This window comes from Alkalihalophilus sp. As8PL (assembly GCF_040939795.1).
Lineage (GTDB): Bacteria > Bacillota > Bacilli > Bacillales > Bacillaceae_D > Alkalihalophilus > Alkalihalophilus lindianensis.
In genome coordinates this window covers 699,833-719,898 of the sequence record NZ_CP162551.1, presented here as the reverse complement: position 1 = coordinate 719,898, position 20,066 = coordinate 699,833, and the positions used below count along the sequence as shown (strand labels likewise).

Genomic DNA, 20,066 nt, shown 5'->3' with positions numbered 1-20,066 from the left:
ATAACTTAATAAAGAGAACCCAGTGTGAATTGGGTTCTCATACTACTCAACAACAATTCTACCTTCAGTTGTTTATTTATTTTGTAAATGGAATATTCAACAATTCTGGTACTGTGACAAACTCATACCCCTGTTCTTGCAATGCTGGGATAATTTGTTTAAGGGATTCGATTGTATTTGTCCGATCTCCATCCCAATCTGCCCCATCATGCATAAGAATGATTGCTCCTGGTTGAACATTATCCAACACTTTTGAAGCGATGACTTCTGGCGGGTCTTCCTGCCAATCTAACGAATCGACTGACCACCCAATAACCGAATATTGCATCTCAGCAAGCTTTTCGACTAATTCATTATATAAGAAACCATACGGTGCTCGAAACAGACTTGTTTCGTAACCAATAATGTCACGCAGAACATCTTCTGTTCTTGTTACTTCCCTCTCAAGGGTTGCTATATCGCCTTCTTTAACAAGGTTAGGGTGGAAGTAAGTATGGTTACCAATTATATGCCCTTCATTATTCATCCGCTCAACAATTTCAGGATAAGCAATAGCCCGTGATCCCATTAAAAAAAATGTGGCAGGTACATTGTACTCGTTTAAAATATCTAATACATCTTCAGTAAAACGTGGATCAGGACCGTCATCAAAAGTTAATGCGATTCTATTTTGATCGGTTGGCCCCTGTAAGAAAAAGGTATCTGGATAGCGTTCCTTCAAGATGTTCATATCAACAGGCTGTTGACGTTCTCTTTCGGGATTTTCAGGCTCTTCTTTATTCTTATCTCGTTTCTCTTTTTTCCATAATAATTGTTGCTCAGGATCCTCTGGAGCTGGCTCATTAGCCCAAGCCGTCATGGTATCCGTCATTTGAAAACTGAACAAAAGCACAGCAACTAACAACACCTTTAACATGCTCTCTTTCATTAATTCATCTCCTATCAAAGAGTAGTCATACATTGTTATTTTTAATAAAAAAGGTGCATTTATACAAAGAAAAGGAAAACAATCCGATAAAGCTTTCGTATAAAGAATTAATGAGGGGAATAATGAAAAAAGAGAACCCATTACAAATGGGTTCTCTACATCTTTTATTTAACAACAATTCTACCTTCTACTCCAGGAATCACTTTGTCTGATTGAAGGGCATTAATTAAGGTTGTGCTAAGCAATTCGCCACTGTCAAACTCAATTTTGTCTACATTAAACATTTCAAATCCATCTCCGCCTGCAGCTGTAAAGTTATTCGTTGCAACGGAGTAAGACTTTTCTGAATTAAGAGGTTCGCCGTTAACAACTACTTCAACCACTCGTTCACCGGCAGGTCTTGCTGGATCAAAGCTGAAGCTAAGGCCAGATACATGGAGGAAGCCACCATTTTCTGCTGGATAGAGACGAACAGAATGCTCAAGTGCAGCCAAGATCTCGTCTCCCGTTAATGTGGTTCTGACAAGTGTATTATCAAATGGAAGTGTCGTAAAGACATCGTTCCTAGTAACTTCTCCCTGCTGAATCGAAGCGCGAATCCCGCCACCATTTGTGACAGCTATATCGGTGCCAAGCTCAGCAAGCATCGCATCTGTGATTAGGTTTCCAAGATTGGTTTCCTTCGTTCTCACATCTGCACGCTCTCCGTCAAGTCTTACATTTGTAGTAGCAATGACTTCATTTAACTCTTGGTCAACCTCTTTTTTATACTTATCTAGAATAGCTGTTATAGAAGGATCATCTGTTTTGTCAGCATGATCACGATATAGGAATCCGTTCACACCAATTAGGTTGTCATTGTGAAAAATTAAATTTGTATGACCTAGTGCTTTTCCATATTCATTCGCTTGTGTAACATATCCATGTGTATATTTGATTGGCGTTTCAATGGTATCGTGACTGTGTCCACCGAAAATGACATCAATTCCATTCACTTCATTGGCGATGTTTACGTCTGTATCAAGACCTGAATGAGAAATCGCCACAATTACATCGACTTCATTTTCTAACTCAGCCACCAATTGCTTAGCTACTGTAACTTCATCTAGGAAGGTAATCCCTTCAATACCTGCAGGATTCGTCTTCACAGCTGTATCCGTAGCTGTTAAGCCAACTAAAGCAATTTCTTTTCCGTGCTTTTCAATGATTGTATAGCCCTCTAAAAATGGGTTGTCATCTTTTAAAATATTTGCACTAACTAGTGGAAAGTCAAGCTTGTCCTTTAATTCTAAAAGGTAATCCTGACCGTAGTTAAAATCATGGTTCCCAGGCACCATCGCATCGTATTCCATTTCATTCATCGCCTCAACGGCTGCTAGTCCTTTATTAAAGTTCACATAATTTGTTCCATGGAATGTATCTCCAAGATCAATGAGTAAGGTAGGATTTTTGCTACGTGCTTGATTAGCCAGCTCACTGATCTTTGCCAATCCTAGTTCTTGATTTGTTTCGTTATACATAATTCGTCCATGTAAGTCATTTGAATGGATGACGGAAACAAACTCAAAATTGGTTTCGTAGGTTGATAACATTACTTCCAGCTCTCGTTGAGTAACCGGTTTTTTAGGTTGGAAGTTAGGCTGACTAGAAGGAATCAGACCCAACTCAGCTGCAGCTGAAAGTTCTTGGTGATACTCATTGTTAATAGCTTTAAAATCTCTGAAAGCTTTAAGTGAATCGATTGAATAAGAATCTCGAAGATTAAGAGAGCGAATTAAAAACACATAGGCTTGTTCTCGAGTTACTTTTTCATTCGGTCCAAACGATGAACCAGTCGTATCATCTAATATATTTGTACGGATTGCTGCCTCAAGATAAGGTTTTAATTCCGCATCGACATTCGTAAAGGGAATCTCTCCATCTTGCAAATCAATACCAAGCGTATCTACTAATTGCTTAATAAATTCACCTTTATCCACATGTTGATTCTGGTTCTGCCCTGCTTCAACAATACTTGGATTGAATAAGCCTGAAAGCCCAAGTATGACAGCTAACATCAAGGCAAGCATTTGTTTACATCCGTTCATATAATCACTCCTATTTTCATGATTTTAAATACATTTATATTATAATTTGAAAAGAATGAATTCGGGGAAGTTTTCAGTTAATCTGGTAAGATGAGGAAAATATAACTATTTTCTAGCTAGTTCGTAAAGGAGTATTAGACTACTAGATTTTTTTAAAAAGGAGGAAGCGAAATGAGAGAAGTTAAAGTGGTCCCATATCAAGAAAAGTGGGTAAAGACCTACGAGTCGGAGAAGGAGCAAATTGAGACCGTATTGGATGGTGAATGTATCACCATTCACCATATTGGAAGTACAGCGATACCGACGATTTCTGCTAAGCCTATTATCGATATGATGGTCGAAGTGAAGGACATAAAGAAGGTTGACGATTTTAATGTGAAGTTTGAGAATCTAGGCTATGAAGCGATGGGAGAGAACGGTATTACAGATAGACGATTTTTCAAAAAGGGTGGGGATAACAGAACCCATCATGTTCATATTTTCGAACAAGAAAGCATTGGAATCAAACGCCATCTAGCTTTCAGAGATTATATGCTTGCTCACCCTGATGAAGCAAGAAGGTATAGCGAATTAAAACAAAAGCTAGCGCGCAATTTCCCGAGCAATATTGATCGATATATTGAAGGGAAAGACGCATACATCAAAGAGATTGAGAAAAAGGCATTGGAGTGGATGCGAGAGAATAAGGAATGAATAGGAGTGGTTAATATGGGAATATTTTTTGAGAAAGTGAATAGGAAAAGTGCAATGCCGGTCGTGATTCTAAGAGTCATGATAGCAGTATGAATGGTTGTATTATTAGTTATGGGAATCACAAATGACTTTGATTTCTTCTATCTTGGGTTGATGTTCATGGTGGGAGCAGTCGGTTCTGTAATCGATGGCGTGGAACGATTATACAAAAATGAGAAGAGAAAGCTCTCACTTTTAGATTTCGGCTTAGCGGCAGTTTATGTAATTGTAGGTTTAACACTGTATCTTTAGTTACGTTTCAAGACTTATAGAGATAGGAGACTATACATCAATGATGATTACATACGAAGCAGGAGCAGATATTTATTTAGCAAAGCCAGCTTCCTAAGAAATAATTGAAACTCCGGAGGTCGAAGAAAATGTTGATTTTATGATCGACATTGGACGCGAGATTCCGGTTGTATTGAAAGGAAAAGATTAAAAAAATATTTTAGGTGATTTTAATGCAAATAAACAAAGATACTAAGTTAAGAGATTTACCAGAGTCTATTCAGAAACACTTGCAAGTACTTGCTTCGTTTCAAACAAAGCAAGCTTTAGGTAGCATTACGTTCATATTATTTAATCTGATGCTTTTTCCTATTTTAGTTCCTTTTATGGATCTTTATGCTTGGCTAACCCTGCCTTTAGTGGTTATTATGAATGGCTGGTGTATCTATTTAATGTTTAGAAATACTTATACGATTCAATTACATGCTTTTTTATATATAGGAATTTTAAGTTGTGTGGGAGCTTGGGGTTATTTTATTTCCACTCAAAAGTATGCATATCATGTGCTCGAATTACAAAGTCCCGTTTTCTTTTTAATAACTGCTGCTGGTATGGCTATCGTTGTATTTGCCATCCTTCAGTATTACAAAAAGAAAATGTCTGATACAAGTACGAAAGAAAAAAAAAGACCTACTTCAACGATTTCTTATCTTTTAGTCGGTATTGCTCCAGGTATGGGTATTCTATTTTATCACCAAGTAACGAAGCAATCTGAACTATCTCTTGTCATTTCAATGGTAGGCGCTTTTTACATATTCGCTGTCTTCTTTGCTTATTTTAGTGTCAAGTTTATTCATAAATATCTTTTCATGCGTGCAAACCGTCATCTTGTCAGACTGGAGAAGCCATTAAAGAAATCCAAAAACCCTAACATAGAGGTGAGATGATTTTCATACAACCTCTCAATCAGAATACACAATATAGAAATATAGTGAGTGAAGGAAGAAAGCGGTCTAAAGGATCGCTTTTTTGTGTTTTTTAAATACAAAAAATGGATAATGAGTTAAAATGAAGTCATATATTTAAATTGAGAAAACAGGTGATTCAGTGATACGTGCATTTGAATTAGAGGATAAGGACTACATCATTAACTCACATTATCAATTGTATAATCGAGAATTCCAATACGATCTATCGTTCAAAGCCTTTATTGCAGAACGTGTAGAGGAGATTGTAACTAGGTCCAATTTAAAAGAACAAATTTGGATAGTAGAGGTTGATGGTAAACAAAAAGGTTCAATCTGTATGATGAAAAAAGACGAAGAAACAGCTCAGCTCGGTTTGTTTTTAGTAGAACCTACGCTTAGAGGAGCGGGATATGGCCAGCAGTTAATCGAAGTGGCAATCAATTTCTCAAAGAAGGTAGGGTTCAAAAGAATGATACTCTGGACCAATAGTGAATTAACTTCAGCTCGGAAATTATATGAAAGAAACCGATTTACGCTAAAAACCACACAAATTCAAACATTATCAAATAAAGAACTGATTGAAGAAATGTGGGAACTGACTTTATAAGAGAGGTCGAGAGTAGATGAAAAGGAAAATTATAATTATGTTTACCTTACTTGTTCTAGCTGGGTGTAATGTATAAGAAAACCCTGAAGATTACACCGTCATTTGGGGAGAATCACATAATGCAGAATTGCATGAATCAGCCATCAAACGCTTAGAAGACGCCAAAATTAAATACCGAGTCGATGAAGACAATCAACTCTTAATCAAGGAAAAGGATTTGAATAAAGCTGTGATGTGTTGTTTAGAGGGTCTTACAGGATGAGAAAAAATTAGTAAGGGGGCTTTTAAATGAAAATCTTCTTAGTCGCTTTCTTATCGTTTGTAGTGATTAGTGGTGTGTTGTTGTGTACTGGTTATTTCTTTAACGTGAATCAACTGATGTTTCGTTTTTACAATGAAACGCCTACAGGCTTTGAAGCAGGAGGTGCGGTAATCCCTTTCATTGTTGCGGTTATTTGCAGCTATTTTATTGGGGGTTTTTATGAAAAGAGAATGCAGTATAAAGTAGGTTGAACTAAGTTGTAGTAAACTCTAGTAGGCTTATTTTTATAAAGTATGATCAACTCAGCCTATACTTTTTGAAAATATAGGCTGAGTTGATTAATCGTTTTTGAGTTTAGAGTACAAATGAAGGTCAATAAATCTCCCTTTAGACTTCTCACTTTGTCTTAAAGTCCCTTCGAAAGTGAAATTTAGTTTTTGTAAGAGTTTGATAGAAGCTACGTTTTCAGGTTCTACTTTTGCTTCGACTCGATTGAGTTTTAATGAATGAAAGGCATGCTGGAGTAAAGTTGTAACCGCTTCTGTCGCGTACCCCTTCCCCCAATATGTCCTGGATAAGTCGTAGCCAATTTCAGCTTTAGCGTTCTCAGCATCTATAGAGTTAAATCCACAGGAACCGATGATTCGATTCGATATTAATTCAATGATCGAGTAACGAATCGCTTTTTCTTCTCTTGATAATTGATCAAGAGAAGTGATCATTTCTTTTGCTTGATCCTCGTTAGAGAAAGGATCAATGTTCATGAATTCAGTTACTTCTGCATCAGACCAAATGTTAAATAAGCTAGGAGCATCATCAGTGCTCATTTTTCTTAAATGTAATCGTTCAGAATATAAATCAGTAATCAATACTTTCATCTCCCGTCTATGATTAGTGGTGGGGTTAAAATACTGATATCTGTGCATAATTCAGTCCCTTCTAATGTAGGTTCATTATCATTATACATAGAAGGTAGGCATGTAAACAGAGGAGTGGGGTGTGTTTTTATATGGATAACTGGAAAAATAATACGATATGGATTGATGAAATCCCGAATGATCTTTATCGTGATATAAATTTAAAGGAACAGTTGTTAGCGGACAACGTTACCAACGATCTTGAATACTTAACATTATGGCATTATAAGCAGAATAAGCTGGGCAGTTTTAATGAGATTCCGAATACACTCCGTTATTTAGAGTTAAATTGGGCTAATATACGAGATTTTATGGGAATCGAGAAACTGACGAAACTTAAGCGTTTAGAACTACACTATTGTACCAAATTAGAGAAGGATGATGGATTGGCGACGGCAGCTGGTAATTTAGAATATCTCCATATTAATCAATCGAAAAAATTTATTCCTACTAATGAGTTATATTCTCTGAAACACTTGAGAGTTCTTTGTCTAAATGCATGTGGATCCCTTGAAAGTCTATCTTTTTTAAATAAGTTTCCGAACTTAATTGACTTTCGATTTGTAAACACCAATGTTCTTGATGGTGACTTATCACCAATAGTCGAACATCCGACGATTAGAAGTGCAGGCTTTCTTAATAAAAAGCATTATAATATACCTGCAGAAAAAATGGCTACTTTGTTGGAAGAAAAGAATGGAGGAGAGGAATACAAAACGATTATTAAGAAGAAAGGGAGACGGAAATTTTATACGGAGCGATATAACTATAAAGATTGAACCAAGCGTGGGACCTTTGCTTGGTTCTTTTTGATTTTATCAAAGAAATACTATTAGAATAAAATTCTATTGATAATATTTGGAATATAATAGATAATATTTCTAGTTATTTGAAATATTTTCTAGTAGACAGGGGTCAGATGATGAAGAAGAAAACAAGATTGATTGTTGGAATTAGTGCGTTAGGTCTCGTTTTAGCAGGTGGAATTGGGGGAGGACTATACTTTACAGGAGATCGTGAAGTGAATGCGATGTTAGAAGAACCTTGGGTCGAGCAAGTGGGTAATATGACGTTCTCCGAAGATTTCTCAGCTTCAGCTTTTTCAGGGAAGATTGAGCCTGAAAAGCATGAAAAAATATACTATGAACCAGATAAAGGAACGATAGAGGAAGTGTTTGTTCAAGAGGGAGAGTTGATTGAAGAAGGAACCGAGCTTTTTGTCTATGAGCCACTTGATGATTCGACGTTAGAACTCGAACAATTGAAGATGCAGCTTGATATGTCTTATCTTCAAATTAACCAGAGTGATAAGAAAAAGAAAAAATTAGAAAAGAGCTTGAAAGAAGCACAGGATGAAGAAGAGAAAGAGTTAATTCAAGAAGAGCTGGATCAACTTCAATTTGACTTACGAATGAGTAATCTTGAAGCAGGTCAACTGCAAAAGCAAATCGCGAATTTGGAAGAAGAAGCAGGATCTACGGCTGTTGTAAGTAAAAGTAAAGGGATTGTGCAGTCAGTAAACCAAGATGTGATTGATGGAGCTAGTCTTGAACAGTCCCCAGGAGCCTTCATCCAAATTGTCTCGACTGGTTCCTACTTAATAAAAAGTCAAATTAACGAGTTTTTATTAGATTCAATTGAAGTAGATCAAAAAGTTAAAATCACCAAAAAAGTTGGAGGGGAGGAAGAATGGATCGGGACCATCATGGAAGTTGGTAAACTACCAGTTGGAGACGATCAAAATGATCAGATGATGGATTATTACGGAGAATCAAACCCGCAATCCTCAAACTATCCTTTCACCGTTTTAATAGAGGACCATGAAGGATTAGAAATTGGTTTTCATGTGAATGTAGAACCGATCTCGGAAGAAGTGGGAAATCAAGCTCCAAATGTTGTACGAGTGATGCATGATTTTGTAGTGTTTGATGAAGATATTCCATATGTATGGCTAGTGAATGAAGAGGAAGAAGCAACCAAACAAGTTGTCGAAACAGGGGCGGAGTTTGAAGAGGATTATACGATTGAAATAGTGAGTGGGGTCACATTAGAAGATTATTTGGTCTATCCAGACGAATCTGTTACAGAGGGAAAGAAGGTAGCCATTTATCATGATTCATTTGAATAAGATTTACAAATCCTACAAGCTTGGTAAAGAGGAAATAGCGATACTAAAGGATATCAATTTGAAGGTTGATTCAGGTGAATTCCTTGCCATTATGGGCCCTTCAGGCTCGGGTAAATCCACCCTAATGAACATATTAGGGTGTCTGGATAAACCAACCTCGGGTGTGTATCAGTTAGATGAGGCTGATGTGTTAGCCAGTCGAGATGGTTTGCTTGCTGATATTCGAAACCAGCAAATTGGTTTTGTATTTCAAACTTTTCACCTTCTACCAAGGCTAACTGCTTTACAAAATGTCGAGTTGCCCTTGATTTATAGCAAGGTTAAAAAGAAGGAAAGAAGAGAAAGGGCCTTAGAGGCTCTAAGTAAAGTAGGCTTGAGTGACCGAGTGTCCTTTTTGCCAACACGTCTTTCAGGGGGACAAAAACAACGAGTAGCCATTGCACGTGCGCTAGTTAACCAACCGAAATTCATTCTAGCTGATGAGCCGACAGGGGCTCTAGATTCAAAGTCAAGTGCTCAAATCTTATCTTTATTTAAGGAGTTAAATGATGAAGGCGTTACGATCATTATGATTACTCATGATCGTGAAGTGGCAGAAAAAGCAGATCGAGTCGTATATATTCGAGATGGTGAATTACTTTTAAGTGAGAAGGGAGTGATCCCAAGTGCTTGAGAATATTCGTATTTCGTTTCAATCTATTTTTGCTCATAAGTTACGATCAACTCTTACAATGCTCGGCGTCATAATTGGGATTGCTGCCATTATTGCGATCGTTTCAATGATTGAAGGCCAGAGCGAGGCACTAAAAAGCAATTTAGTCGGAATGGGTAACAATACGATTAACGTTGTGTATGAGGAAAGCAGCATGATGGGGGAAGGGTTTTATAACACCTCATCCTATCTTTCTGCTCCACCTGTAAAAGATGAGACGATTGAACAAATTCGCAGTCTTGATATGGTGTCTGGCATTTCTTTGTATCATGAATCATGGAGTGCTCCTGCTTTTCATTTGACGCACTTTTCTTATCCCCAGTCGATTGGGGTGGATGAGGCATATTTTGACCTTTTTCCAGTGACGCTACTTGAAGGAAGACAACTCACTGAAAAAGAGCTTTTAGGTACAGCGCAAGTGGTGATGATTAATGAAGATGTTCAAAGTGAGTTGTTCCCTGAAACAAGTCCCATTGGTCAATTTCTTGAAGTGAAAGGAATGCCGTTTCGGGTGGTGGGAACCTTTACGGATAAAAGTGAAGATAGTTTATTTTATGGGGACTGGACTGAACCTAAAATGTACTTTCCAAGAGGTGTATGGCCACTAATTGAAGGCTTTGATGCTCCAACTCAAATTGCTGTTCAAGCAACATCATCTGAACATATACAAGAAGCAGGAATGTTAGCTGCTGATTTCTTAAACAATGATTTATCAGCATTTGAAATGGAGACGGCAATGTACAATGTAATGGATTTACAGGCAATCGCTGAAGAAATTGCCGCTTTTAATATGGCGTTTGCTCTCTTGCTTGGTGGGATTGCAAGCATATCCTTACTTGTAGGTGGGATCGGCGTCATGAATATCATGCTCGTGTCAGTGACTGAACGGACGAGGGAGATCGGAATTAAAAAGGCGCTCGGTGCAAAACGACATATCATTCTCATGCAATTTTTGACAGAAGCGATCGTTTTAACGAGTATTGGTGGTATGCTGGGGATTGCTGGAGGGATAGGAATTGCGAAGATCATCTCAACCATAATCGGGATGCCGTTTATGATTTCCATTCCTGCCATTATTGGTTCACTTGTCTTTTCGATGCTAGTCGGGATTGTATTTGGGATCTTGCCGTCTGTCAAAGCCTCAAACTTACAACCAGTTGATGCTTTGAGATATGAATAATTCGGGGGAAATATGAGTAGTTGACCTATAATAAAATGATGGTATGAGTAAACAAGATGAGGAGCGATGCTGAATACTAGCGTCGCTTTTTTTCTGTAGAGAAAAGCAAGTTAGGAAGATACAAAACAACAGCGATTATGCTAAACTGAGAAAATATGTATCATGGAATCTATGAAGAACCCTTAGATCCTACTAGACGAGAGTAAAGAGGTGTCTATCATTTATCCCTACATTTTATTAGTATTTGCTGTTTTATTTTATGCAGGGAACATCCTGGTTGGAAAGGCCATTAATGAACTGCCACCGTTTACAATCACCTTTTTTCGATTGGTAGTTGCATTTACAGTTTTATTTCCAATTGGGTTTCTTACAGCTTGGAAATTTCGTAGAACGTTTTGGGAATATCGAAAGCCTTTTTTAATAATGACGCTAACTGGTATTGCTTTTTTTAATACCTTTATTTATGGAGCTCTACAATTTACGACAGCTTCGAATGTAGCAGTACTTGAAACGGTTATCCCAGTTATGACGGTTATCTTAAGTGTCTTTCTATTAAAAGAAAAATTAAAAAGGATTCAATGGGTTGGTGTTCTCCTGTCTTTCTTCGGGGCCATTTGGGTGGTGATGGATGGGAGGTTTTTTCAGTTAGCCTCTGTTGCTTGGAATATTGGAGATGCCATTATGATTGGTGCCATTTTATGTTGGGCTATTTATTCGATCTTTGTGAAGAGGTATATGCATATCTTTCCACCTTATGCTGCGATCCTCGTAATGACGGGCATCTCTATTATCGTCTTGCTTCCAATTGTTTTACTAGAATGGTTGGTTAAAGGAGTTCCGGTCTTTAAGCCTTCAAATTATGTAATAGGTCTTTTGTATTTAGGGATCTTTCCATCTGTTGTGGCATTATTGTTTTATAATCGGGCTGTGGATCTCCTAAGTCCTTCTCAAGCTTCTGTGTTTTTGAACTTTCTACCTGTCGTAACAATGATCGGAGCCTACCTGTGGTTAGGTGAAACGATTACCATTATGCAAGTAATCGGTGCTCTTATTGTTATTGGGGGCGTCATCCTGACGACACATTTTAGGGTTAGAACATGAACCGAGGAAGGGTGGGTAGCCCGTGGTAAAAAGGGGATAGTAAATAGGAAAAGAACGTGTCAGCGGACACGTTCTTTTTTACGAATAAATAAGCTAGAGTTATCTATTCACCACATTTAATAGATTGCCATCACCATCTACGTAATCACCATCTTCATTTACAAAAGCTGCCGCTACTTTGATGGCTCTCTTCTCTTTAGAAGGTCCCATATGAAGTTGGTTGTGAATAGGGTGATGATTATCATGAACATGTTGTGGTTCCTCTGAAATAATCACATGTTTGCCGTTTGGAGTTTGAATGTAATGTTCGTGTGCAGAAACTCCTCCAGCAACTGATAATAAGCCAACAACTACTAAGCTTGCTACTAATTTTTTGATAAGAAAACCTCCTATTTTCTAAATTATTTGTCGATTCCATTGTACAACATTCTCTTAATTGATAAAAATAGGATATTCGTTCTATTTCCGGGATGAATGTCCAGTCTGCTATCGTAAAAACAATCAATCTTAGCTGATTCTTTTTCATCTTAAATGAGTAGAAGATGGTATAATATGGGTGTATAAAATGTACGTTAAGTCTATCGCTAGGAAGTGGATACGAATGAAACAAACTCAAAGCACAGATTTTTCAAGGGAGTACATTAGAGTCGTAACATCGCGTTTTCTAGAAATGAAGAAGACAGCTGAGAAAGCATTTGAACAAGTGGAGGAAGACCTTCTTTGTTGGAGCCCGAATGAAAAGTCAAATAGTATCACGGTAATTGTTCAGCATATGAGCGGAAATATGATCTCTCGTTGGACGGACTTCTTAACGACTGACGGAGAAAAGAAGGAACGTAATCGCGATCAGGAGTTCATGAATACCATTGAAAATAAGGAACAGCTTTATGAGGTCTGGAATAGAGGTTGGGAATTCTTATTCCATGCATTAAAGAATTTGAATGAGGAAGAGCTACTACATACCGTTTTTATCAGGAACGAACCTCATACAGTGATCGAAGCAATCGAACGGCAAATGTATCACTATTCCTATCATACAGGGCAAATCGTTTACATAGCGAAGCAGGTAGCAGGAGAGGGTTGGACGAGTTTAACGATTCCAAAGAAAAAGAGTAAAGACCTATGATCAAAGGAGTGCTATTTGACTTAGATGGGACATTGTTAGATCGAGATTCCTCGGTTAAAAAGTTCATTCATGACCAATATGATCGCTTGGATAGGCATGTTGGTCATATTCCAAAGGCTGAGTACGTGGCGCGATTTATTGAGTTAGATCAACGCGGGTATGTATGGAAAGACAAAGTCTATCAGCAATTAATCAAGGAGTATGGCATCACCGGAATGAAATGGGAGGAACTGCTTGAAGATTATCTAAATGATTTTAAGTTTCATTGTGTTCCTTTTCCTAATCTTACTGAAATGCTAGAGCAATTAAAGAATCACAACCTGACAATCGGCATGATTACAAATGGAAAAGGGCAATTTCAGTTTGATAATATTAGAGCGTTAGGGATTGAGTCTTACTTTGATCGCATCTTCATATCTGAATGGGAAGGGATGAAGAAGCCTGACCCGGCATTGTTCCGACACGCTCTAGATACATTGAATGTTCAAGCGAATGAAAGTGTATTTGTAGGGGATCATCCAGGTAATGATGTGAGAGCTGCGAGGGATGTAGGGATGAGAGTGATCTGGAAAGAAGATCGTTTTTGGAGTCATGCAGATGCAGATGCCACTGTGAAAGATCTATCTGAGATTCCTTTGTTAATCGAAGAGCTAATCCTAGCTCGATAGGAAGGTGCTATGATTAAAGATTTCAAGAAAATCGTTGTGGCTTTTTTTCTATCAGAGTTTGGTCGTGCTATGTATTTTGTCTCGATCACTTGGCTACTCTATCAATTAACAAATGATCCTATATATACAGGGTTATTAGTTAGCTTAGGGTTTCTGCCTGGTCTTGTTATGAATGTGTTTTTCGGTGTAGTGGTTGATCGCTTTGACCGTAAGAAGCTATCTGTGCTGGCTAACCTTCTAAGTACAACGGCGATGCTAAGCTTACTGATCTGTTTTCTTTTTGGTGTCATAGAGCCATGGCTTATCATGGGTGTACATATGGTACTGCAAATGTCAGGATCACTATTCCGTCCAGCCATTCAAGCCTTTATGGCCGAACGTTTTCCTAAAGAACAACTACCTAAGGTGTTTTCGCAATCGTCATCAGCTGCGATTATTGGCGGGTTATTAGGAGCCTCACTTGGTGGCCTAATAATTAGTATGATCTCGATATCTGGTTCCATGGCCATTGTCACCGGGAGCTTTGCGATTGCTTCCATAACGTTACTTTTGATTCGTAATGCGGCGAAAGAAAGAGCAGAGGCTGTAGTGAAAAAATCAATCGCCACTGACATCGTAGAAGGCTTCACCTATTTAAAGCGAAATCGCTTCTTATTAGGGCTTTTTGTGATCATGTTCAATGGTCAACTTGTGTTTCATACAAGCTTAGGCTTTTTATCTGTTTATACGATCGATTATTTACAACAAACAGCAGCCGTCTATGGGTTATTAGATGCTACGATCTCCGTTGGCGGAGTGATTGCAGCAGAATACGGAGCGAATTATATTTATTTAAGTTTAATGCTACCCATTTCTTTATGCGTACTGTTTGCCATCTTTCAATCAAGGCAGAAATCATTCATCCAGATGACGAAGCAGGCAGCTTGAAGACGTAGTACTGAATTTCTCAATGGACGTTTCTGACAACAATCAGGCAGGTTTCTTTATGTAGAATAAATAAGATTTAATAGAGGATTCTGTTGGTGGGATATAAAACGTGTCGGGAAGAGAAAGGAGAAAAACTATTGATGCAAAAAAAGTCCCACAGACGTATACGTACTTGTATCAGGAAGGTTCACTGAGGTTTTTCCATTACCTTTGCTATTCTTATTAGACGACAATTAGTGTCGATGTAGAGGGCTTATTCATCAGCTTTCCGAACGTGTTCCACAATGGTATAAGGTCCGAGGATATATAAGGCTATACAATCATTCATAAAGACTTGATCGAACAATATAATAGTAAAAATGATGTACATGTTGGTGGTGGAAGATGATACGAGCAATTGTAGTAGACGATGAAGTGTTGTCCTTAGCATTTATGGAAAAAAAACTAAAGGAAGTCGGAGGAGTTGAAGTCGTTGCTACTTTCTCAGATTCTAGTGTTGTGATAGAGAGTGTGAGTAATGTAGCGTTTGATGTTGCTTTTCTTGATATTGATATGGGGAAAGTAAGTGGACTAGACTTGGCTGAACAGTTAATGCATCATCATAAAAACGTACAGATTGTCTTTGCTACAGCATTTAAAGATTATGCCATTCAAGCATTCGAGCTGAACTCAATTGATTATTTATTGAAGCCGGTCATCAAACAGCGTCTCCTCAAAACGATTCAGCGTTTAGAGCAGAAGATAAAGCCTGAGGCAGTATCCGTAATGCCTGACAAAAAAGAGACATTGTCGATTACTTCCTTTGGCGGATTAGTTGTTTCGTATGGAGATCATATGATCAAATGGAAGACTTCTAAAGTTAAAGAGTTATTTGCTTTCCTCCTAACTCATCATGACCAGTATGTCGATCGTGATCATATTCTCGATCAGTTATGGCCCGAATATGACTACAAAAAAGCAAAAGTCTATCTACATACTTCTATTTCATATTTACGCCAATTATTAAAAGGCTATGGTTATGTGAGTGTCATTACCTTCCAAGCAAATAAATATAAACTGAGGCTCGATCAATTCCAGTGGGACCTTTTGGCTTTTGATCAATTGGATATAGCTACATTCAAACTGACTGATGATAATGTAGGGCAAATGGAGAAGGTGATCGAAGCGTACAAGGGCGATTATTTAGAGCGTGAAGGGTATGATTGGGCACGAGAAAAAATGATTCTGATCCAGGCGAAATATATAAAGCTCTTAGAGCATTTGAGCGACTATTTCCAACAGATTCATGCAAGAGATTTGTATGTCTGCATGGTTAAACGATTGCTACAACAAAACCCTTATTCAGAAAAATATGTTCAACAATTAATGAATTATTACATTCACGTAGGCGAGCGCAGAGAGGCCATTAAAGTGTATCAAGATTTTAAAGAATTACTAAACGAAGAACTAGGTATTATGCCAGCACATTCAACTCGAGCTGTTTATCATACGATTGTCAATTAGCTAAATAAAGTGGTTCACATGGCCCTTTCTCCGGTCAGTGGATCACTTTTTTGTGCTTTAAGAGATTACTTTAAAAAGGTAAGTGTGATTAAGAGATTTATAAGTGCTCATCTCTTACAATGAGAATTATAAATGAGCTAATATTCTTAAGTGAGTAGGTGAGAAAAGTGAAGAATCAATCCGATGTAAATCAAAATCCATCCCTTTTTAATCATAAAACGCATGACACTACCGAGCGACTTCACCTATTATGTTTCTGTGAAAATCCTCTGGTCGCATCTACTGTAGAAGAACACATTTCTACGAGTGAGGGGGAGGGCTATCTTGTTTGTGATGACACAGAAAAGGCGATTGAGCTTTTTTATGAACAGAAGCCAAAAGCAGTTGTCCTCATCTATGCAACAAGTGGTGTGACTGTAAAGGAGTTCTATGATTCGATTTATAGACAATGTATGTGGGAGAACATTCCGATCTTCTATAGTAGCACAATAACCGAAGTCATCCCTTCCTCACATCACCCAAAAATCGATAACTTCATTCGCTTCCCTTTTGAGCTTAAAGAGTTAGAACTACGAATGAACCTTAAAGCTATTCAAAAGCAATCTGCGTTTCTTCATTTGACTGATGCATCTGAAGAGACAGTCGTAGAGATCTTTTATCGTCATCAAGTAGCCACCTTAGAGAGACAAAAGACGCCATTTACGATGGTGTTTTTGAAGGTGTCGAACGTAAACGAAATTAAACAAGAACATACTGCGTTTATTGCTGAACAAGTTTTAATTCAAATGGCAGACTTCTTATTAGCCCAATTAAGAGATACAGATATGCTGTTTAAAGTTAGCAACGATGATACTTTTGCTCTCATCTTACCATTTACAGGAGAAAAGGAAGCGAACTATTTCCTGAAAAGAGTGTACAACAATGTCTATCCAGTCCCTTGCTTCATGAACCAGCGTCCAATAGAAGTCGATGCTTATTTAACGGGGAGTGTGGTAGAAATACGTGATTCAAAAGCTCAACTGAAGGAAGTCGTTACTTCAGGAACATCCGGGTTAATACAAGCAATTGAACTTGGAGCTTTTCAAATCGTACCAATCGATCATTTTAAGGCACCACAAACAGAAAGCATTAAAGTCTCCATAATTGAACAGGATCCGATTGTAAATGGAGTATTGCTTAATATTTTGCAGCGGCATGATCAAGAGGACTTTACATTAGACATTAAGACGTTCCAAGATGGTCAACAATTCTTGCAGTCAGGATGGCATGTAAGCTCGCATACTCACCTCATTATCATCAATGATATTTTACCTAAGAAAGATGGCTTAGAAGTGATTTATGAACTTCGTGAGCTTCCTAATACCAATAAGTATCTCATCATTATGCTCTCTACGAAAAAGAGTGAGAATGATATGATCCATGCCTACGAACTAGGTGTCGATGATTATGTTAGAAAACCATTTAATGTGAAAATGCTAGAAGCTCAAATAAAACGGTTTTTAAAGAGGTTGAGATGATTATGAGCGACATGATTCAGTTACTCATACTCATCATTATCGGGCTTGGAAGTGCCCTGTCGATAATTTTGATTTATCTGTTAGTGAACCGGCTGATCGAGAAGAGGAAGTTAAAACGATTGGACAATTATTACAAAGAATACAGCATGCAACTTTATCGCTATCTCGTGCAAAACGAAGCATTACCAAATGGTTTACGTGCGACGTCACCATTAAAAGTAAAGGCTATTGAATATATGCTAAGCACGTATATAAATCATATTCATGATCAGGGAGCGTGGCTTAGAATCAGTCAGTACGCCGATGATCAACTGGCTCCTTATTACCAAAAGGCATTGAAAAGCAGAAAATGGAGTCGGCGGATGAATGCTCTTTACAGAATGGTGGACTATCGAATGGAGTCATTAATCGGGATCGTCGATCAAATGATACAAACAAGAAAGCGGTATTCCCAGGAAGAGTACTTTCAAATGTACAAATTATTAGCAAGCGTAAACCACCCTAATGTGATTAAATACCTCATCGAACAACATGCTGGATTAAGTGAAAATGAGTATCGAACGATTTTAACGGAGATAGACTCAGAGCTTTTTAAAGAGATTCTCTGTGAATATGAACGACTTCCGCCGATAATGAAATCTGCCGTTATTGATGTCATTGGAATGAAAAATAGGGTGGAGTACATTGAGCTACTAGAGAAATGGTTGGGTGAAGGGGAACAGGAGATTCGTATTAGAATTATGAAAGCTGTTTGTAAAATCGGCTATGTTCATCACTTCGAACACTATATTCCGTTTATTGAATCTACTCATTGGGAGGAGCGAATGTTAATGGCACGATTACTTGGGGTGATTTATGTACCTGAAGTAAATATATACTTACGACCATTAATGAATGATTCTTCTTGGTGGGTTCGTCAACAAGCAGCCAGGTCTCTTATCCAAACGAGAGGTGGAAAAGAGGTTCTTGAGGAAATCATTTCGTCTGGTGAAGACCGGTATGCAATCGATATTGCAGGTGAATCTCTAAGAAGTGTGAGGAAAAAACATGGATAACCTTTTCAGCTCAATCATGTGGTTTTTTGGATGGACGATCACTATTTACATGCTGATCGTTATTGGGTTTTATACGTTTTTACTGGGGCTCTCCCTTTTTCAAATTAGGAAAGAACACCGTCTAGACAAACAAGAGAGTCATGATGATTATTTGCAGGATGATTTTGTAAAGCCTGTGTCTATCCTTGTTCCGGCTTTTAATGAAGAAGCAGGTGTCATCGAAAGTGTTCGTTCATTAGTTAGTCTTAAGTATCCAGAAACGGAAATTATCGTGGTCAATGATGGCTCCACAGATCAGACGTTATCAGTGATAATTGAAGAATTTCATATGGAGAAGATTGATAAGGTTATTCGTAAACAGCTTGAATGCGAGGAGATTAGGGGTGTTTATCAATCAGCTATTCTTCCTCATTTACTGTTAGTGGATAAAGTGAATGGAGGTAAGGCAGATGCGTTAAATGCTGGGATCAATGTCTCAAAGTATCCTTATTTTTGTTCGATCGATGGTGATTCCATTTTAGAAAACGATTCGCTATTAAAAGTAATGAAGCCGATTATTCATTCTGATGGAGAGGTGATCGCTTCAGGTGGAAGCATACGAATTGCCAATGGATGTGAGATTGAACTTGGTAGTGTCCTAAAAGTGGGCCTATCTAGAAATCCATTAGTGGTGATGCAAGTTATTGAGTATTTACGTGCTTTTCTAATGGGAAGAGTAGGCCTAAGTCGTCATAATATGCTGCTGATTATATCGGGTGCTTTCAGTGTATTTTCAAAAAAGTGGGCGATTGAAGCGGGTGGCTATTCAAAGCATACGGTTGGAGAAGATATGGAGTTGGTCGTCAGAATTCACGGATTGATTCGAAAAAGAAAACTAAAAAAACGAATCGAGTTTGTGGCCGATCCAGTCTGTTGGACGGAGGCGCCAGATACATTAAAAACGTTGCAACGCCAAAGAAGTAGATGGCATAGAGGTTTACTAGAAAGCTTATGGACTCATAAAAATATGACCTTAAATCCTCGCTACGGCCTTGTCGGTACGGTTGCTTTTCCGTATTTTTGGTTTGTTGAACTAATCGGTCCAATCGTTGAGCTTGGAGGCTATCTTTTTGTCCTACTGTCTTTCTTTCTAGGTGAAATGTATGTTGAGATGGCGATTTTACTTTTATTATTAATGGTCGTGTATGGTTCACTATTTTCAATGATGTCTGTGTTATTAGAGGTCTGGAGTATGAATCAGTATCCAAGAGTGAGAGATGTAATGAAGCTCTACTTCTACTCGATGTTGGAATCGTTTTGGTACCGTCCTCTTACTGTGATCTGGCGTTGTGAAGGGATCTTGCAGTGGCTTGTCAAGTATAGAGGATGGGATAAAAATGAACGGAAAGGAATTTCAAAATTATGAGCATGCATTTCA

The 20,066-nt window shown here is 38.0% G+C and carries 22 protein-coding genes; 18 read left to right on the top strand and 4 right to left on the bottom strand.

Annotation, left to right across the window (positions count from 1 at the left end; all coding sequences use genetic code 11):
- Positions 1-76: 76 nt before the first annotated feature.
- Together AB3N04_RS05115 and AB3N04_RS05110 are read right to left on the bottom strand one after the other, a co-directional pair.
- The gene (locus AB3N04_RS05115) at positions 77-928 is read right to left on the bottom strand and encodes a polysaccharide deacetylase family protein (RefSeq protein ID WP_368505030.1); all 852 of its coding nucleotides are present in this window, start codon (positions 926-928) and stop codon (positions 77-79) included.
- Between the two features lie 164 nt (positions 929-1,092).
- On the bottom strand, positions 1,093-3,015 hold the full coding sequence (locus AB3N04_RS05110; RefSeq protein WP_368505029.1) for a 5'-nucleotidase C-terminal domain-containing protein: 1,923 nt from the start codon (positions 3,013-3,015) through the stop codon (positions 1,093-1,095).
- A 171-nt stretch (positions 3,016-3,186) separates the two neighbouring features.
- Between AB3N04_RS05110 and AB3N04_RS05105 the strand changes: the two genes are divergently transcribed.
- The 6 genes from AB3N04_RS05105 (at position 3,187) to AB3N04_RS05080 (ending at position 6,066) form a co-directional block, all read left to right on the top strand.
- The gene (locus AB3N04_RS05105; RefSeq protein ID WP_368505028.1) at positions 3,187-3,708 is read left to right on the top strand and encodes a GrpB family protein; all 522 of its coding nucleotides are present in this window, start codon (positions 3,187-3,189) and stop codon (positions 3,706-3,708) included.
- Between the two features lie 93 nt (positions 3,709-3,801).
- The gene (locus AB3N04_RS05100) at positions 3,802-3,999 is read left to right on the top strand and encodes a hypothetical protein (RefSeq protein WP_368505027.1); all 198 of its coding nucleotides are present in this window, start codon (positions 3,802-3,804) and stop codon (positions 3,997-3,999) included.
- A gap of 212 nt (positions 4,000-4,211) precedes the next feature.
- Positions 4,212-4,925 (top strand): hypothetical protein, encoded by a 714-nt coding sequence (locus tag AB3N04_RS05095; protein WP_368505026.1) that lies wholly within the window; start codon positions 4,212-4,214, stop codon positions 4,923-4,925.
- A 160-nt stretch (positions 4,926-5,085) separates the two neighbouring features.
- On the top strand, positions 5,086-5,553 hold the full coding sequence (locus tag AB3N04_RS05090; RefSeq protein WP_368505025.1) for a GNAT family N-acetyltransferase: 468 nt from the start codon (positions 5,086-5,088) through the stop codon (positions 5,551-5,553).
- Positions 5,554-5,569: 16 nt separating this feature from the next.
- Positions 5,570-5,629, top strand: coding sequence for a lipoprotein (locus AB3N04_RS05085; RefSeq protein WP_368505993.1), 60 nt, complete (start codon positions 5,570-5,572; stop codon positions 5,627-5,629).
- A gap of 212 nt (positions 5,630-5,841) precedes the next feature.
- Positions 5,842-6,066 carry a hypothetical protein gene (locus tag AB3N04_RS05080; RefSeq protein ID WP_368505024.1) on the top strand — a complete coding sequence of 75 codons (225 nt, stop codon included), beginning with the start codon at positions 5,842-5,844 and terminating at the stop codon, positions 6,064-6,066.
- Positions 6,067-6,153: 87 nt separating this feature from the next.
- On the opposite strand, the gene AB3N04_RS05075 is transcribed toward AB3N04_RS05080, so the two are convergent.
- Positions 6,154-6,684 carry a GNAT family N-acetyltransferase gene (locus AB3N04_RS05075; protein ID WP_368505023.1) on the bottom strand — a complete coding sequence of 177 codons (531 nt, stop codon included), beginning with the start codon at positions 6,682-6,684 and terminating at the stop codon, positions 6,154-6,156.
- Between the two features lie 140 nt (positions 6,685-6,824).
- Here AB3N04_RS05075 and AB3N04_RS05070 point away from each other — a divergent pair, with 140 nt between their 5' ends.
- The 5 genes from AB3N04_RS05070 (at position 6,825) to AB3N04_RS05050 (ending at position 11,853) form a co-directional block, all read left to right on the top strand.
- On the top strand, positions 6,825-7,511 hold the full coding sequence (locus tag AB3N04_RS05070) for a hypothetical protein (RefSeq protein ID WP_368505022.1): 687 nt from the start codon (positions 6,825-6,827) through the stop codon (positions 7,509-7,511).
- Positions 7,512-7,654: 143 nt separating this feature from the next.
- Complete coding sequence (locus AB3N04_RS05065) at positions 7,655-8,860, top strand: efflux RND transporter periplasmic adaptor subunit (RefSeq protein WP_368505021.1); 1,206 nt, start codon at positions 7,655-7,657, stop codon at positions 8,858-8,860.
- The gene (locus tag AB3N04_RS05060; protein WP_368505020.1) at positions 8,844-9,533 is read left to right on the top strand and encodes an ABC transporter ATP-binding protein; all 690 of its coding nucleotides are present in this window, start codon (positions 8,844-8,846) and stop codon (positions 9,531-9,533) included. Before AB3N04_RS05065 ends, AB3N04_RS05060 begins: the two co-directional genes overlap by 17 nt.
- Complete coding sequence (locus AB3N04_RS05055; protein WP_368505019.1) at positions 9,526-10,752, top strand: ABC transporter permease; 1,227 nt, start codon at positions 9,526-9,528, stop codon at positions 10,750-10,752. The genes AB3N04_RS05060 and AB3N04_RS05055 overlap by 8 nt, the downstream gene beginning before the upstream one ends.
- 210 nt (positions 10,753-10,962) lie before the next feature.
- Positions 10,963-11,853, top strand: coding sequence for a DMT family transporter (locus AB3N04_RS05050; protein ID WP_368505018.1), 891 nt, complete (start codon positions 10,963-10,965; stop codon positions 11,851-11,853).
- Between the two features lie 99 nt (positions 11,854-11,952).
- Here the strand turns inward: AB3N04_RS05050 and AB3N04_RS05045 are convergent, their stop codons facing one another.
- Positions 11,953-12,129 (bottom strand): hypothetical protein, encoded by a 177-nt coding sequence (locus AB3N04_RS05045; RefSeq protein ID WP_368505017.1) that lies wholly within the window; start codon positions 12,127-12,129, stop codon positions 11,953-11,955.
- Positions 12,130-12,454: 325 nt separating this feature from the next.
- Between AB3N04_RS05045 and AB3N04_RS05040 the strand changes: the two genes are divergently transcribed.
- The 7 genes from AB3N04_RS05040 (at position 12,455) to AB3N04_RS05010 (ending at position 20,054) form a co-directional block, all read left to right on the top strand.
- Positions 12,455-12,979: a DUF1572 family protein gene (locus AB3N04_RS05040; RefSeq protein WP_368505016.1), complete on the top strand. Its 525-nt coding sequence runs from the start codon at positions 12,455-12,457 to the stop codon at positions 12,977-12,979.
- Positions 12,976-13,647 (top strand): HAD family hydrolase, encoded by a 672-nt coding sequence (locus AB3N04_RS05035; protein WP_368505015.1) that lies wholly within the window; start codon positions 12,976-12,978, stop codon positions 13,645-13,647. The genes AB3N04_RS05040 and AB3N04_RS05035 overlap by 4 nt, the downstream gene beginning before the upstream one ends.
- Positions 13,648-13,656: 9 nt before the next feature.
- A complete protein-coding gene (locus AB3N04_RS05030) occupies positions 13,657-14,574 on the top strand; it encodes an MFS transporter (RefSeq protein ID WP_368505014.1) in 918 nt (305 codons plus the stop codon).
- A gap of 384 nt (positions 14,575-14,958) precedes the next feature.
- On the top strand, positions 14,959-16,077 hold the full coding sequence (locus AB3N04_RS05025) for a response regulator (protein ID WP_368505013.1): 1,119 nt from the start codon (positions 14,959-14,961) through the stop codon (positions 16,075-16,077).
- 167 nt (positions 16,078-16,244) lie between these two features.
- A complete protein-coding gene (locus AB3N04_RS05020; protein WP_368505012.1) occupies positions 16,245-17,594 on the top strand; it encodes a response regulator in 1,350 nt (449 codons plus the stop codon).
- Positions 17,595-17,596: 2 nt separating this feature from the next.
- Complete coding sequence (locus AB3N04_RS05015) at positions 17,597-18,649, top strand: HEAT repeat domain-containing protein (protein ID WP_368505011.1); 1,053 nt, start codon at positions 17,597-17,599, stop codon at positions 18,647-18,649.
- Entirely contained in the window at positions 18,642-20,054 is a 1,413-nt protein-coding gene (locus AB3N04_RS05010; RefSeq protein WP_368505010.1) for a glycosyltransferase, read from the top strand. The genes AB3N04_RS05015 and AB3N04_RS05010 overlap by 8 nt, the downstream gene beginning before the upstream one ends.
- The last annotated feature ends 12 nt before the right edge of the window (positions 20,055-20,066 follow it).